The following is a 14,895-nucleotide window of genomic DNA, read 5'->3' on the forward strand; positions in this document are numbered from 1 at the left end:
GCGCCCCCGCGCCCCCGCGCGCCTCCGCCGATCCCGGGCGTTTCAGGCCGAACCCGGCCGTCGCGAGCCCGGTCGTCCCGGACTGACCCTGGACGTCTTGGGACGAGGTCCGGCCGCCTCCGTGCCTGCCACGGGGGCGACCGGATGAGGCCCGGCGCCCGACCTGGGGGTTCCGGTGGGGTTAGTGCGGTCGTTGGGGTTCGTTTGCGGGGTGCTTATCGCCCGGTAATTCGGGCGAGGTGGCTGATTCGCTGCGGCAAGGGCGAAATGTGCCAAAGTTCGATGATCAGCTCGGGGGCTTCGCAGAATGGCGCGGCGGGTATAAAGTGGCGGACACAATTCGATACGTCGCCCGGAGTTCAGATGCGCCTCTCTCGCTCTAGTCTGGCCGCATTCGGTGCGGTGGTTTTCGCCGCCGGTTCGTTCACCTGGCCCGGGACCGCTTCGGCGGCCGGGACGAACTACGTCGCCCTCGGCGATTCCTACTCGTCCGGTACGGGCGCGGGGAGCTACGACCCCGCGAGCGGCTCGTGCAACCGCAGCACCAACGCCTATCCGAAGCTGTGGGCGGCGTCCCACGCGACGGATTCGTTCAAGTTCGTTGCCTGCTCTGGAGCGACGACCACCTCGGTCGCCAGCGGGCAGCTGGGCGCGCTGAGCGCGTCGACGACGCTGGTCAGCATCACGGTCGGCGGGAACGACGCCGGATTCGGGAACGTGATGCAGACCTGCGTGCTCCAGTCCGACTCGTCGTGCGTGAGCGCGGTGGAGTCGGCCAAGACCTACATGAGGAACACCCTGCCCGGACGGCTCGACTCGGTGTACGGGCAGATCCGGTCGAAGGCGCCGTCCGCGAAGGTCGTGGTGCTCGGGTACCCGCGCCTCTACAAGATCGTGGACGTGTGCGTCGGGCTCAGCAACACCAAGCGGAACGCGCTCAACGGGGCCGCCGACACGCTCGTCGGCACGGTCTCCTCGGCGTCGGGACGGGCCGGCTTCACGTACTCCGATGTGCGGGACGACTTCGCCGGGCATGAATTGTGCTCGGGCGAGGACTGGCTCAACTCGGTGACCATTCCGTTCGAGTCGTCGTACCACCCGACGGCGAAGGGCCACAAGCTCGGCTATCTGCCCGCCCTTAGCGGTTCCACCCAGCTGGCCCTGCAGAAGGAGGGCTGATTCGGCGCGCCTTCGCGTTGCGGAGGCGAATTCCGCTCCAGCCGAGGGTGCTCACGGTCACGGCGTCCCAGAACTCCCAGAGGTCGTCCAGGACGCGGAGCTGGATCCCGGCGGCCTGATGCAGTCCGAGCAGGCCGCCGACCCGTTCGGGCGGGCCGAGCGGGGTCACCGGTTCGGTGGCCACGACGGCGCTCGGCGTCGGCTCGCCGAATGGCGTGAAGGCGGCGGCGGGCAGCCGGTAGGCGAACAGCTCGACGTTCGGGAACGCGTCGCCCCAGTCGTACTCGATCGCGTGGACCCGGTTCCCGCCGCCCGGGCCCAGGATGCGGTTCCGGTCGGATTCCGACGTTTCCGGAGTCGCCCACGCCATGGCGCGCGGGCAGTTCCGGGGGAACCAGTAGTCCGGGGCCCGGGTGGCGTCCACCGCCCATACGAAGGGCTCGGGCTGCTGCGCCGAGGCCGCGACATGCGGGATGAACCGGATGATCGTGGGGTCCTCGGAGAAATGCAGTACCTCGCCGGGGTTCGGGCGCATGGCATCTTTCTACCGCGCCCCCGCCGTCATCCGGTCGGGACGATCGGGGCGGTCGCGGCTCTCAGGCACGGCTCGTTCGGGTAGCGCTCCTTGAGCTGGACGGAGCGGCCGTTCCAGGTGCCCCGGATGTCGACTTCGCGGGGGTCGAAGTCCTGCGGGCAGTCGGGGTTCTTGTAGCGGAGCTCGTCCAGATCGCCCTTGATCTTGCGCAGGCGGGTGCAGGCATCGCCGGCCGCCGGATGGGTGCCTCCGTCGGGGGAGCAGGTGAGGGACCAGCGGAGCGTGCTGCCCTCGCGGAGGTTGTAGAGGGTGATGCCCAGCTTGCCGGCGGGGGTGACGGCGTGCGCGGGGGACGCGGCGGCGAGCGCCACGAGGAAGGCGACGCCGAAGGGGGACTTGCGCATTCACTCTCCTCTGCGGATGCGTAAGGGAGTTGAATCGTAGCGGAGAGTGAGGAGGCGGATATCGTTCCGGTCAGGCAGAGGGATGTTCTGCGAGTGATGTGAAGGTGCTCGGGCTCGCGCCTACCGGCGGAGCGTCCGGCAGGCGAGAAGGCCCACCGGGACGGGCGCCCAGAACGTGATCACCCGGAAGAGGAGCACCGCCTGGAGGGCCGGGCCGGCGGGGATGCCGAGCGCGGCCAGCGCGGCGACCAGCGTGGCCTCGGTGGAGCCGACGCCGCCGGGGGACGGGACGGCCGAGCCGGCGGCGGCGCCCACGAGGTAGGCGGCCAGCAGCGCCAGGATGTCGCCCGGGTCCGCTTCGGTCTGCGGGACGGCCAGGACGCTCAGCGCGAAGGCGAGGCCGAGGACGAGCGTCGTCCCGGCGGACGCGCCCAGGGTGAGGGCCAGGTCGCGCGGGCGGCGGCACAGGTCGGCGAACCCGCAGACGGCCCGTCCGATCGCGGGGGAGCGGGCGGCGCGGCGGCCCATCAGCACGGCGGCGGGCAGCAGGCATCCGGCGACGACGAGCAGCGGGACGGCCGGGACGAGGCCGGCCGCGTGGGCGGCGTGGCTGCCCATCGCGTCCAGCGTCCGGCCGTTGCCGCCGCCGAGCCCGAGCACGGCGGCGATCAGGATGAGGTCGGCGGGGACGCCCGCGACCTGCAGGACGGCCACGGCCACGGCCGCGCGGGGGAGGGGCATCCCGCGGCAGACCAGGTAGCGGGTGTTGACCGCGACGGCGCCGAGCCCGCCCGGCGTGATCCGGTTGGCGGCCGCGGCGGTGAACTGCGTCAGCGTCGTCTCATGCAGCGGCAGCGGACGGCCGGACGCGCCGCGCAGCGCGAGCGCCGCGAACACGTAGTGCAGCAGCGACAGCAAGAGCAGGGCGGGCAGGAAGCCCCAGCGCATGTGCCGGACGGCGGTCGCGGCGGGGCGCAGCGGTCCCGGGCCGAAGACCAGGATCACGACGGTCGCGAGGGCTGTCAGGAGGATCCCGGCGACCGTCCAGCGGAGCCGCTGGACCGACGGGGACCTGAGGGCGGTAGGCGCGGCGTCGCCGCCAAGCACGGGGAGCTTGGCGGGCGCCGCGCGTTCAGCGCCGGCGGCGATCGTCTCCACACTTTCAGTTGTCGGCCTTTTGGCTGAAGGTTATGCGACCGCCGGCTGCCTTCGCGGGGAACGCTCCATGGGAGCTTGGTGCGCCCGGGCGCCGCCGGGACCGGGCCCGCGGCGCGCGTTCGCGGTCAGGCCTTCCAGTTGGGGTCGCGGCCGAGGTAGTGGAGGAGGGCCGCAACATCGTCGCCGCCGTCGTCCTGGATCGCGGCGGCGTACGCGCCGTACGGGCGGAGCGGCTCGACGATCTCCTTGGCGGCCTTCAGCAGGTCGCGGGCGAGTTCCGGGGTGAGCGGGGACGGCTGTCCGGTGGCCACGGCGATGTCCCAGGCGTGGACGGCGGCGTCGAGCGCGGCGGCTCCGGCGCCGACCCATGCGTCGAGGGAGTTCGGCGGGACGGGGACGGGCACCTCCGTGGTGTCCTTGCCGATGGTCGCCCAGGCGGCGGCGCAGGCGGCGAGGGTGGGTTCGAGCACCTCCATCGGCGCGGCGTCGAGCGTGCCGGAGGGCGCGAACGGGTTGTCGTCGGGGCCGGGCCCGCCGGTGATGGCGGCGGCGTATCCGAGCTGGTCGCCGGCGGCGTGCTGGAGGACCTGGGTGACGTTCCATTCGGAGCAGGGCGTGGGAGCGTCCCAGTCCTGGTCGGGGACGTTGCGGACGGTGGAGCGCAGGGCCTGGTGGGCGGCGTCGAGCACGTTCCAGCCGGAGATGATGGGCTCGCTCATGATGTGGGTCCTTCCGGTGCGGTATGTCCCCAGTATAGCAGAACGGAATGATTCGTTCCATTCAGAAGTTTTCCGGAGACGCGCGCCGCTTTGGTCCTCGCCTTTGATTCTTTTCACACTATGATTAACGAGCGCTACCTTCCGTGACCGTCGTCCTATCGGGGAGAGTGACGACCATGACCAGCGCCCACCAGCGACTGGGCGAGCGAATCGAGGACTTCCGCGGCGCCAGGGGCGGGCGCCGAACGCGGCCGTCCCGGGCGCCAGGCAGCAGGGCCATCGTCCTGACCTGCAGCGACTACCTCGCCATCGCCGAGCATCCGGCGATCACCGGAGCGATGATCGCCAGCCTGCGGGCGGCGGACGGCGCGGCGCCGATGCCCGGCCCCTGCCTCCCCGACGACCATCCGCAGATCGTGCTGGGGGCGGAGTTCGCGCGGCACATGCAGGCGGGGGCCGGCGTGCTGTGCCCGTCGGGCTGGGCCGCCAACACCGGCCTCTTGCAGGTCGTCGCGGGCCCGGACGTCCCCGTCTACCTGGACGTCCTCGCGCACATGTCGCTGTGGGAGGGGGCGCGGGCGGCGGGCGCCGAGATCGCCTACTTCCGCCACAACGACCTGGAGCACCTGCGGCGTCGCATCGAGGTGGGCGGCTCCGGCGTGATCGTCGCCGACGCCGTCTACAGCACCGACGGCTCGGTGTGCCCGCTGGCGGGCCTGGTGGAGCTGGCGGAGGAGCACGGCTGCCTGCTGGTGGTCGACGAGTCGCACACGCTCGGCACCCACGGCGACCGGGGCGAGGGCCTGGTGGCCGCGCTCGGCCTGGCCGGGCGCGTCGACTTCCGCACGGCGAGCCTCGCCAAGGCCCTTCCCGGACGGGCGGGGCTGATCGCCTGCGACCGTCCCGGCTTCGTGGACTACTTCAAGCACACCGCGTTCCCGTCGGTCTTCAGCACGACGCTGCTGCCGCATGACATCGCGGGGCTCGCGGCCGCGCTGGGCGTCGTCCGCGAGGAGGACTGGCGGCGCGAGCGCCTGCGCACCCTCACCGGGCGCCTGCGGCGCGGCCTGGCGGCGCTCGGCTACGACCTCGGCGAGGGCGACACGCAGATCATCGCCCTGTGCGCGGAGTCGGAGGCCGACGCCATGCTGCTCCGCGACGCCCTGGCCGCCCGCGACATCTTCAGCGCCGCCCTGTTCCCGCCCGCGACGTCGCTGCGGCGGACGCTCGTCCGGCTGTCCATGCACGCGGGCCTGAGCGACGACGACGTGGAACGCATCCTGGTCGCCTGCCGGGAGCTGCGCGACCAGGTGGAGATGCCCGCCTGCCCTCCGGCCCGCCGCGAGCCCAGCCTCGCGACCCGCGCCCGCCCGGAAGGCCGAAACGCCCCCGGCGCGGGCTAGGGGTTTCTTCTAATGGGTCTTGTTATCAGGCGGTGAGTTCTTCTGCGAGGGCGGTGGCGAATGCGTCGACGTCTGTCTCGGTGGTGTCGAAGGAGCACACCCATCGGACCTCGCCGGTGCGGTCGTCCCAGGTGTAGAAGGCGAAACGTTTGCGCAACCGCTCCGCCGCGTCCTTCGGGACGACCGCGAAGACGCTGTTCGCCTCCACCGGACGCATGATCTCCACGCCCGGCACGTCGCGCACCGCGTCCGCCAGACGTCGCGCCATGGCGTTGGCGTGCGTGGCGTTGCGCAGCCAGAGGTCGCCGTCCAGGAGCGCGACCAGTTGCGCCGACAGATACCGCATCTTGGACGACAGCTGCATGGCGGCCTTGCGCAGGTAGGGCATACCGCGCACCGCGTCCGGGTTCAGGACGACGATGGCCTCGCCGAGCAGCAGCCCGTTCTTGGTGCCGCCGAACGACAGCACGTCCACCCCGGCGTCGGTGGTGAGCGCGCGCATCGGCGCGTCCAAGGAGGCGGACGCGTTGGCGATGCGGGCGCCGTCCATGTGGACGAGCATTCCGCGCTCGTGCGCGGCCGAAGCGACCGCCGCGGTCTCCGCCGCCGTGTAGACGGTGCCGAGCTCGGTGCTCTGGGTGAGCGACACCGCCGAGGGCTGCGCGCGCTGGATGCTGCCGAAGCCGACCGCGTACCGGTCGACCAGCTCCGGGGTCAGCTTCCCGTCCGGCGACGGCACCGGGATCAGCTTGAGCCCGGCGACCTTCTCGGCCGCGCCGCACTCGTCGGTGTTGATGTGCGCGGACTCGGGGCAGATCACCGCGCTCCACCGCTCCGACATCGCCTGGAGCGACACCACGTTCGCGCCCGTCCCGTTGAAGACGGGGTACACCTCGGCCTGCTCGCCGAAGTGCCGCCGGACGACGTCGCGGAGCCGCGCGGTGACCACGTCGTCGCCGTACGCGGGCTGGTGCCCCGTGTTCACCGCCGCCAGCGCCGCGAGGATCTCCGGGTGGACGGACGCCTGGTTGTCGCTGGCGAAGCCGCGTGTCGCGGGGGGCGCCGGGATCGGGTCAGGAGAGGACAAGGCGTGCTCCGTTCAGCTCGGCGGCGGGCCTGTCCCACAGGCCCGCGACGACGCCGGCCAGGTCGTCGACGTGCGTGAGGCCGGAGAAGTCGGCGCCGGGCCGCTGCGCCCGCATCGCGTCGGTGAGCAGCGCCTCCACCACCAGGATCGTGGCGGCCGATCCGGTGGTGAAGGAGTCGGCCATCGCCAGCGTCCACGCCTCGGACGCCGCCTTCGCGGTGGCGTAGGCGGCGGCGCCCTGCCGCGGGTGCTGCGCCGCGTGCTGCGACACGATCGCGAACCGTCCGCTCGGTGCGGCGCTCAAGGGGGCGTGGAAGGCCAGCGTCGCGTGCTGCACCGTCCGGACGAGCTGGTCGTGCAGGAACGTCCAGTCGTCCAGGTCGGTCTCGGCGAACGACTTCCCGCCCCGCCAGCCGCCCACCAGGTGGACGAGCCCGTCGACGCGGCCGTGCGCGGCGGCGACCTCCGCGGCCCAGGCGCGGGTGGCGGCGGGGTCCAGCAGGTCCACCACGGCGGGGGTGATGCGCGCGTCGTCCCAGTCGAGGGGACGGCGCCCCGCGGCGACGACGTGCGCGCCGTCCGCTGCCAGGCGGCGCGTCACCGCCTGCCCGGCGGCTCCGTTGGCGCCCGTCACCACCACGACGCGTCCCGCCGCCGCGCCTGCGCTGTTCTCATTGCCCGTGCTGCTCGGCGACTCCGTCATGCGCCCATTCTCGCGGATGCCCGCCCCCGCGCGTGATCCGCGGGCCGGGGTCAGGCGGGGCGGTCGGTGATGTGCTCGGAGCCGACCCGCTGCACCGGCTCGCGTTCGCGCATCGGCTCGTGGACGGGGCCGCGCATGGAGCCGGGAAGGGCCTCGCGTATCGGGTCGGGGACGGGGTCGCGCACCTGGTCGGGCTCGGGTTCGGCGTCGCCGAGCGCGACGCGGGCCCGCAGGCCGTCGATGTCGTCGCCCAGCCTGGCCATGCTGGCCTGAAGGTCGCGCCACAGCCCGGACCGCTGCTCCATCTGGGCGAGCTTGGTGCGCAGGTCGCCGATGCGGCGCTCGGCGGCCTCCAGCCGGGCGCGGTACCCGGCGGTGTCGCGGCCGGCGCGGATCAGGCTGGTCGCGACGGCGGTCAGGTCGCGCTCGGTGTCGTCCATCCGCTCGTCGATGCGCGGCAGGAGCCGGTCGTTGAGCTGGGTGACCAGCGACTCCACCTCGGTGCGCAGCGCGCCCAGCTCCGCGTCCCGGGCCCGGTCCCGCTCCTCCAGGTCTCGTATACGATCGCCGTACGACGGGAGGAGCCGACCGAGATCGGCCGACCGTTCCAGGTCCCGGCCCAGTCTGGCGAGAAGGCCGGCGCCCTCGCGCAGCTGGCGCTCCGCCTCGGTGGCGGCGCGTCGGACAAGACCCGGAACAATGGTCATGATGCTCCCTCCAGGGAGTGTCGTTTGGATGCTCCTTAACTGTAGGCGAACTGGGATGAAACGCCTCATGGACGTGGGGTGTCGTTCCGCGGAACGACGTGTTTTCGGACACCACCCGGCCGCCACGTCCGAGCCGGTGCGGTGACCGGGGCCGGTGCGGCGAGGCCGCCGCAGGTGCACAGCCCCCGCAGGACGATGAGCCGGGCGCGGTCCGCGGTGTAGTCGGTCCGGCTCAGGGCCGGGCGGACGCGCTGACAGGTCAGGCACAGCATGTTGTTTCCTCCCCTGGGGCCGGGAGTGCCGACGACTGGCCGGCCCGCCCCGCCGCCCCACGCGCATTCCCCCCGGACGCGCGCGAGGCGGCGGTGCCACAGGATGGCCCTCCGGCTCCCGGCGGTGCTCGTACGGTAGGCGCCCGTACGTTGCATGCACGTTGCGATCGGACGATCACGCACGGTGCGGGACGTGTGGTCAGAGCCGGTTCCCGGGAACCGGTTGCGCCGCCATGGGAATGGGCCGATGCTCGAACGAGCCGAGGTTCTCTCCTGCGGAAAGGGCTGATGGTGGTGCACGATCAGGCCGCGCCGGCGCCGCACGCGTGCCGCGAACCCGGCGACCTTGCCCGGGGGCTCGCCCTGGCGCACGAGACCGCGCACGCGACGACCCTCGCGGCGGTGCCCGGCGCGGGGCCCGTCCACAGGGACGCGGGCCCGGCCGCGCGGGAGCCGATCGCCGAGTCGTGGCGCCGCTCGCGGGCGGCCGGCGTCGACGTCGAGGTGGTGTCGGCGCCCCTGGTGTTCGACCGCGACGTCCTCGCCGACGCCCGCGGCGCCCATCCGCTCGACCCGCACCTTCCGCTGCTGCGCGACCTGCTCAGGCGCGTCGCCGACGAGGCCGACCACCTGATGGTGATCACCGACGAGGCGGGGCACGCGCTGTGGACGCACGGTCCGCGCGCCGCGCGCCGCGAGGCCGACGCCGTCGGGCTGACGGAGGGCTTCTGCTGGTCGGAGGGGTCGGTCGGCACGAACGGCATCGGGACGGCGCTGGCCACCGGCCGTCCCGAGTACGTCTACGCCGCCGAGCACGTCGCGCGCGTCCTGCACCACTGGTCGTGCGCCGGCGCCCCGATCACCGACCCCGACTCCGGGCGGGTGATCGGCTGCGTCGACGTCAGCGCCACCGTGGACGCGCTGCACCCGGCGACGGTCGCGCTCGTCGCCGCGGCGGCCCGGCTCGCCGAGTCCCGCCTGGAGGTGGAGATGCGGGAGCGGGACGAGCGGCTCCGCGAGCGGTTCCTGCCGCATCTGCGCGGCCTGCGCGGCGGCGGGCTGCTGCTCACCGCCACCGGCCGGATCCTGGCGGCGGGCACGACCGGGTGGCGGGGGCGCCGCCTCGACGTCCCCGAGCCGGGCGGCACGGTCACCCTCCCGGACGGCCGCGACGCGGTCGCCGAGCCGCTCGGCGAGGTGTTCCTGCTGCGCCTGCCGCCCGTCCCCGGCACCGCGCCGCCCGTCTCCGGTGTCCCGGCGGCCGGACGCGCCCGGCCCGGCGGCTCCGACACCGGGCCGGACGCCGCGCCCCTCGGTCCAGGCGACAACACCGAGAAGCAACCCCTGCTGACCCTCTCGCTGCTCGGCACCGACCAGCCGTCCGCCCGGCTGGACGGCGTCCGGATCCCGCTCACCCTGCGGCACGCCGAGATCCTCGCGCTGCTCGCCCTGCACCCCGAGGGCCTCAACGGCGAGCGGCTGTCGTGGCACCTCTACGGCGACGAGGGCAGCCCCGTCACCGTCCGCGCCGAGATCCACCGGCTCCGCGCCCAGCTCGGCGACGTCGTCCGCGCCAAGCCCTACCGGCTCGGCTGCGTGCTGGACGCCGACTTCCTCACCGTCCGGCGGCTGCTGGACGAGGGGGACCTCGCCGGGGCCGTCCGGCTGTACGGGGGCGAGCTGCTGCCCCGCTCCGACGCACCCGCCGTCCGCGCCGAACGCGACGAGCTGGCCGTGCGGATCCGGCAGCAGGCGCTCGACCGGGGCGGCGCCGACGCGCTGTGGACCTACGCCCAGACCGAGCCCGGACGCACCGACCTGGAGGCGCTCGAACGGCTCAAGGCCGTCCTCCCGCCGGGCGATCCGCGCCTCCCCACCGTCACCACCCGCAGCGCCCGCCTCCTGGACGGCGAGTGACCACCCATCATCCGGCCGGAACCCCGACGGTGGTCAGCTGCGTGCGCTCGTCGTGCGACACCCGCCGGCAGCCCACACCTCCTGGGCGACGGGTGAATTCGTCCTGTCAGCCGGTCGGAGCCCCTGCGGTGGTCAGGTGCGTGCGGTCGTTGTAGGACACCGCTCGGAGCCCGCCGCCGTCGTGGTGCCAGCGGGTCACCGAGGCGTTGGCGACCGGCTCCTTCTCGATCTCCAGGACCTCGCGCTCGGACAGGTCCTCCACCAGGTACCGGGTCATGACCACGATCGCGTCGTGCGTCACCACCAGCACCCGGCCGCCCGGCACGTCGGCCTCCAGGTCGCGGTAGAAGCTGCGCAACCGCAGCGCCAGGTCCGTCCAGGACTCGCCGCCGGGCGGACGGTAGTAGAACTTGCCGAGCCGCGCCATCCGCTCGGCCTCCGCGGGGAACCGGCGCCGCACGCCGAGCGGGGTCAGGCCCTCCAGGACGCCCTGCTCACGATCGCGGAGCCGCTCGTCCACCCGCAGCGTCAGGCCGCCTGGATCCCGCGGCGCCGCGTAGGAGGTCTGCGCGAGCGCGATCCGCGCGGTGTCGAGCGTGCGCAGGTAGGGGGACGCCACGACCATCGTCGGGCGCTCGTCCTCGGGGAGCGCGGCGAGCCAGCGGCCCAGCGCCGTGGCCTGGGCCCGGCCGGTCTCCGACAGCGGCACGTCCGCGTCGCGCTCACGGATGCCGGTCTCCTCCGCGTCGGTGCCTTCCACCGCGAGGTAGGCGAGGTTGCCGGTGCTCTCACCGTGCCGGGTCAGGTTGAGCCACTGCAGCGCGTTCACGCCCGCCATGCTGCCACGCGGAAACCCCGACCGCTCCCCGCACGTCGAAGCCCGCGCCTCCTTGCACGGCGAACTGCGTGCTTGGACGACGGAGTCGGGCCGGCCACAAGAGTCTCATCCGCTACTGCGCCGGCGTCAGCGCTCTTGAGGCCGTGCTCGCCGGCGCGGGCCTCACCACCGCCGACCTCGTCCAGGTCCTCCCAACTGCCGCGCGCTGACCTGGGCGTCTGATCACTCCTCGCGACAATACTTCCCTTCCACAAAGCCACCCAAGGAGTCGGCCCAAGCACATCGGTGGTTGCCCGCGGCCGAACCTGCTCTGATCCTGACCACCACGTTGGTAGCTCCCCCGGGGTCACAGGAACGGCCGGCGATGTCGTAGCCCTCCGGCGTGGGCACGCGGTCGCCCATGAAGCAGTCAATGAAACCGTCCGCGCGAGCGGCCGGTGTGGACAGCAGCGGTGCCGCGAGCGTCGCCGCGGTGACGGTGGCGGCGAATCGTCTGGTGAGACGCACGATGCTCCCCTTTGTGGCTTCGAGTTTTCTCACAAGCTAGGTCGGCGTCGCGCGGCTGCCCAGTCGCGTTTCTCACCGTTTGCTCATGAATTTCACCCGCGCTGGCGCCGGGGCGCAGGACAACCGACCTCTCACCCGCACGGCCACGCCCGCAGCGGCGCCGACGTCGAGCGTGGCCGAGACCGGCCGGGGCGCGGTTGCTCTACAGGCGGTAGTACTGTGGTCGTTCGTGACGAATGTGCTGGCCACCGTGATCATCGTGGTGGCGCTGCTGGCCGCCGCCCACTCGCTGGTGTCCGCGCTGCGCGACCGGGCGATGGGCACCCCGCACCTGGTCGCGCTCGGCGTCCTGGAGGTGCTGCTGATCGCGCAGGCGGTCGTCGGGATCGTCAAGGTCGCCGGCGACCAGGGCCCCGAGAGCCCGGCCACGTTCATCGGCTACCTGCTGGCCATCCTGCTCGTCCCCGCCGCGGGCGCCGGATGGGGGATGCTCGAACGCTCCCGGTACGGGCCGGGCGTGATCGTGGTCGCGTGCCTGGCCGTCGCGGTGATGATCGTCAGGATGAACCAGATCTGGGACGGTACCGGTGTCTGAGTCGGGGCGGACCGGGCCCGAGCGGGCCGGGTCAGGCGGATCGGGGGGCGAGGGGGTCGGGCCCGGAGCCCGTGCGGACGCCGGCTCCCGCGCCGGAGCCGAGGACCGCACGGGCACCGCGGGGGCCCGCGCCGCGACCGGGACGGGTCCCGGGCGGCTGCTGGTCGCCGTCTATGCGATCTTCGCGCTGGCCGCGGGGGCGCGCGCGGGTGTGCAGATCGGTACGAAGTTCTCCGACGCGCCCGTCGCGTACACGCTGTCGGCGGTGGCCGCGCTCGTCTACGTCCTGGCGACGGTCGCGCTGGCCCGCTCCGGGCGGACGTCGTTCCGCGTCGCCGTCGCAGCGTGCACGGTGGAACTGGCCGGTGTGCTGGTCGTCGGGACGCTGAGCCTCGTCGACTCCGCGGCGTTCCCGGACGAGACGGTCTGGTCGGGCTATGGGCGAGGCTACGGGTTCGTCCCGCTCGTCCTGCCGGTGGTGGGACTGCTCTGGTTGCGCCGCACCGCCCGCACGAGCGGCGGGACCCGTACGGGCGGTGGGCGCCCTGTGGGCGGCGGGTGAGCCCTCCGGCCACAGGTGTCGTGTCCACACGGCCGCCATGGCGGCGCTGACGCGGCGCCCGGCGTTCGTGCGGCGGTCCGGTTCCGGGTTCCCCGCGCGGGGCCCGGTGGTCGCGGGGCCGTCCGTGCTCACGCGGCGGCCGTCATGGTGCGGCCGCCGATCGGCAGCGCGTGGACGGCTGCGCGCGCGATGGCCTCCACCTCCTCGGCGGAGTACTCGGCGGACGGGTTGCGGCGGATCCAGCGCACCAGCCTCAGCGGCGGCGCGAACGTGATGCCGTCCGCGGCGAACGGCGTCCTGCGGGGCAGATGGCCGCCGTGCACGGCCAGCACCGGCACCACCTTCACCGGCGTCCCGGCGCGCTCGGAGATCAGCCGGGCGGCGGCCTCGGCGCGCTCGGTCAGCCCGCGGACGAGCTTGGACTGGGTCCGGCCGTCGATGAACAGCCGCCCGCCGTGGTGGGAGATCTCCGCGTCGGGCTGCCACGCCTCGTTGTGCACCAGCCACACGCCGCCGGGCCCGACCACCAGTTCGTCGGCGGACCCGTGCCCGGGCACCGTCCGCGCCAGCAGCACCCGGTGGCCGCGCCGCTCCAGGGTGAGGCGCAGCAGCCGGTCCATGCGCTCGTTGCCGCGCAGCCCGCGGCGCCACACGCCGGCGGCGTTGTAAACGCGCCAATGCACCAGGGCGTCGGCGATCGCCACCAAGGCGGCCATCGCGATTCCGATTACCCCGTTGACCAGCATCCCGAACAACCCCAGTGCCACGATGGCCAGAATTGCGCGGGTCCGCAATCTCCCCTTTCGGCCCTGCTGCCATAGCTCCTCGTAAACCGCCTGCGGCGATCCCCCCGTGAACGCGGCCCTGTCCCTGAGGTAGATGGAGCTACCGATCATGCCGAACCTCCCAGCACCCTGCGATGACGACCTCATTATGGAGACATGCAGCGCATTTCCGCCATACTTGGTCCGGTGATGGAAACCAGACGGTAGGGCAACTTCGGGTGTCGAAGGCATTGCTTACCTGGACTTTTGCGCCTGCGTGCCGTAAAGATTCCTTGATGAGATTTTAGAACGTTCTAGGAAAATGGCGAAAGGCACGATGCAACTATCACCGCAACGCGCGCGGCGCCTTTCATCGCGGTGGCATTTCCCACATGGACGATCACCCTGCGGGCACGGCGGCGGCGACTGCCGCCACACTGGAGCGATGCACCCCACCCGCTCCACGCGTGTCCCGGCCGCGGAGGGACTGCCCGTCCACCTCGCCGTCCCGGCCCTGCGCGCGGCCCTCGCCGGCCGGGGCGCGGCCGTGCTCGCGGCCCCGCCGGGCACCGGCAAGACCACCCTCGTCCCGCTGGCGCTGGCCGGCCTGGCCCTCCCCGATCCCGCCGCGGAGCCCGCCGCCCCGGGAAAGGTGCTCGTCCTGGAGCCGCGCCGCCTCGCCGCGCGCGCCGCCGCCCGCCGGATGGCGTGGCTCCTGGAGGAGCGGGTCGGCGAGCGGGTCGGGGTGACCGTGCGCGGCGAGCACCGTCCGGGGACCCTCGTGGACGTGGTCACCACCGGTGTCCTCCTGCAGCGCCTCCAGACCGAGCCCGAACTGGAGGACGTCGGCACCGTGATCCTGGACGAGTGCCACGAACGGCACCTGGACGCCGACACCGCCCTGGCCTTCCTGCTCGACGTGCGGGCGGCGCTGCGTCCCGACCTGCGGCTGGTCGCCGCGTCCGCCACCGCCGACACCGGCCCCTGGGCGGACCTGCTCGGCGGCGGCGGGCCCGCGCCCGTCGTGGAGACCGAGGCGGCCCTGCACCCCGTCCGCACCGTCTGGGCGCCGCCGCCCCGCCCGCTCCCGCCGCCCCACGGGATGCGCGTGGACCCCGCGCTCCTCGACCACGTCGCCGCGACCGTCCACCGCGCGCTGGGCGAGCACGACGGCGACATCCTGTGCTTCCTGCCCGGCGTCGGGGAGATCGCCCGCGTCGCCGGGAGGCTCGGCGGCGCCGCGGCGGACGTCCTGCAAGTCCACGGCCAGGCGCCGCCCGCCGTCCAGGACGCGGTGCTCGCCCCGGCCGGACGCCGCCGGATCGTCCTCGCCACCTCCGTCGCCGAGTCGAGCCTGACCGTGCCCGGCGTGCGGATCGTGGTGGACTGCGGCCTGGCCCGCGAGCCGCGCACCGACCACGCCCGCGGCCTCGGCGCCCTCACCACCGTCCGCGCGTCCCGCGCCACCGCCGCCCAGCGGGCCGGACGCGCCGGACGCGAGGCGCCCGGAACCGTCTACCGCTGCTGGACCGAGGCCGAGCACCT

General features: G+C 73.4%; 16 protein-coding genes. 6 read left to right on the forward strand and 10 right to left on the reverse strand.

Annotation, left to right across the window (positions count from 1 at the left end):
* Positions 1-402 precede the first annotated feature (402 nt).
* Positions 403-1,179: an SGNH/GDSL hydrolase family protein gene (locus E1298_RS31960; protein ID WP_243725938.1), complete on the forward strand. Its 777-nt coding sequence runs from the start codon at positions 403-405 to the stop codon at positions 1,177-1,179.
* On the opposite strand, the gene E1298_RS31965 is transcribed toward E1298_RS31960, so the two are convergent.
* From E1298_RS31965 to E1298_RS31980, 4 genes are all read right to left on the reverse strand, one after another.
* Complete coding sequence (locus tag E1298_RS31965) at positions 1,139-1,714, reverse strand: DUF6886 family protein (protein WP_131899910.1); 576 nt, start codon at positions 1,712-1,714, stop codon at positions 1,139-1,141. The genes E1298_RS31960 and E1298_RS31965 overlap by 41 nt on opposite strands.
* A 26-nt stretch (positions 1,715-1,740) precedes the next feature.
* Positions 1,741-2,118 (reverse strand): SSI family serine proteinase inhibitor, encoded by a 378-nt coding sequence (locus E1298_RS31970; protein ID WP_131899912.1) that lies wholly within the window; start codon positions 2,116-2,118, stop codon positions 1,741-1,743.
* Between the two features lie 120 nt (positions 2,119-2,238).
* Positions 2,239-3,276, reverse strand: a complete 1,038-nt coding sequence (locus tag E1298_RS31975) for a lysylphosphatidylglycerol synthase transmembrane domain-containing protein (protein WP_131899914.1) — start codon at positions 3,274-3,276, stop codon at positions 2,239-2,241.
* A 125-nt stretch (positions 3,277-3,401) separates the two neighbouring features.
* Positions 3,402-3,995: a TIGR03086 family metal-binding protein gene (locus tag E1298_RS31980; RefSeq protein WP_131899916.1), complete on the reverse strand. Its 594-nt coding sequence runs from the start codon at positions 3,993-3,995 to the stop codon at positions 3,402-3,404.
* A 176-nt stretch (positions 3,996-4,171) separates the two neighbouring features.
* Between E1298_RS31980 and cqsA the strand changes: the two genes are divergently transcribed.
* The gene (cqsA, locus tag E1298_RS31985; protein ID WP_131899918.1) at positions 4,172-5,398 is read left to right on the forward strand and encodes an alpha-hydroxyketone-type quorum-sensing autoinducer synthase; all 1,227 of its coding nucleotides are present in this window, start codon (positions 4,172-4,174) and stop codon (positions 5,396-5,398) included.
* Positions 5,399-5,423: 25 nt separating this feature from the next.
* On the opposite strand, the gene E1298_RS31990 is transcribed toward cqsA, so the two are convergent.
* Genes E1298_RS31990 through E1298_RS32000 form a run of 3 tightly spaced genes read right to left on the reverse strand, consistent with a single transcriptional unit; the run spans position 5,424 to position 7,895 of the window.
* Complete coding sequence (locus tag E1298_RS31990; protein ID WP_131899920.1) at positions 5,424-6,485, reverse strand: threonine aldolase family protein; 1,062 nt, start codon at positions 6,483-6,485, stop codon at positions 5,424-5,426.
* Positions 6,472-7,188, reverse strand: coding sequence for an SDR family NAD(P)-dependent oxidoreductase (locus E1298_RS31995; protein ID WP_131899922.1), 717 nt, complete (start codon positions 7,186-7,188; stop codon positions 6,472-6,474). Before E1298_RS31995 ends, E1298_RS31990 begins: the two co-directional genes overlap by 14 nt.
* 50 nt (positions 7,189-7,238) lie before the next feature.
* Positions 7,239-7,895, reverse strand: coding sequence for a hypothetical protein (locus tag E1298_RS32000; protein WP_131899924.1), 657 nt, complete (start codon positions 7,893-7,895; stop codon positions 7,239-7,241).
* Between the two features lie 560 nt (positions 7,896-8,455).
* Here E1298_RS32000 and E1298_RS32010 point away from each other — a divergent pair.
* Positions 8,456-10,084, forward strand: coding sequence for a helix-turn-helix domain-containing protein (locus E1298_RS32010; protein WP_131899928.1), 1,629 nt, complete (start codon positions 8,456-8,458; stop codon positions 10,082-10,084).
* 106 nt (positions 10,085-10,190) lie between these two features.
* On the opposite strand, the gene E1298_RS32015 is transcribed toward E1298_RS32010, so the two are convergent.
* Both E1298_RS32015 and E1298_RS32020 read right to left on the reverse strand, forming a co-directional pair.
* Positions 10,191-10,922 carry a histidine phosphatase family protein gene (locus E1298_RS32015; protein ID WP_131899930.1) on the reverse strand — a complete coding sequence of 244 codons (732 nt, stop codon included), beginning with the start codon at positions 10,920-10,922 and terminating at the stop codon, positions 10,191-10,193.
* Positions 10,923-11,144: 222 nt separating this feature from the next.
* Positions 11,145-11,429, reverse strand: a complete 285-nt coding sequence (locus E1298_RS32020) for a hypothetical protein (RefSeq protein ID WP_131899932.1) — start codon at positions 11,427-11,429, stop codon at positions 11,145-11,147.
* A gap of 229 nt (positions 11,430-11,658) precedes the next feature.
* Between E1298_RS32020 and E1298_RS32025 the strand changes: the two genes are divergently transcribed.
* Positions 11,659-12,024: a hypothetical protein gene (locus tag E1298_RS32025; RefSeq protein WP_131899934.1), complete on the forward strand. Its 366-nt coding sequence runs from the start codon at positions 11,659-11,661 to the stop codon at positions 12,022-12,024.
* 157 nt (positions 12,025-12,181) lie between these two features.
* Positions 12,182-12,586: a hypothetical protein gene (locus tag E1298_RS32030; protein WP_131899938.1), complete on the forward strand. Its 405-nt coding sequence runs from the start codon at positions 12,182-12,184 to the stop codon at positions 12,584-12,586.
* Positions 12,587-12,714: 128 nt separating this feature from the next.
* Here E1298_RS32030 and E1298_RS32035 read toward each other — a convergent pair whose 3' ends face one another.
* Positions 12,715-13,353 (reverse strand): NERD domain-containing protein, encoded by a 639-nt coding sequence (locus tag E1298_RS32035; protein ID WP_243725939.1) that lies wholly within the window; start codon positions 13,351-13,353, stop codon positions 12,715-12,717.
* A 442-nt stretch (positions 13,354-13,795) separates the two neighbouring features.
* Here E1298_RS32035 and E1298_RS32040 point away from each other — a divergent pair.
* Positions 13,796-14,895 (forward strand): helicase-related protein (locus tag E1298_RS32040; protein ID WP_131899936.1); only part of this gene is annotated, 1,100 nt, incomplete at its 3' end.

The organism is Actinomadura rubrisoli (assembly GCF_004349215.1).
Classification (GTDB): domain Bacteria; phylum Actinomycetota; class Actinomycetes; order Streptosporangiales; family Streptosporangiaceae; genus Spirillospora; species Spirillospora rubrisoli.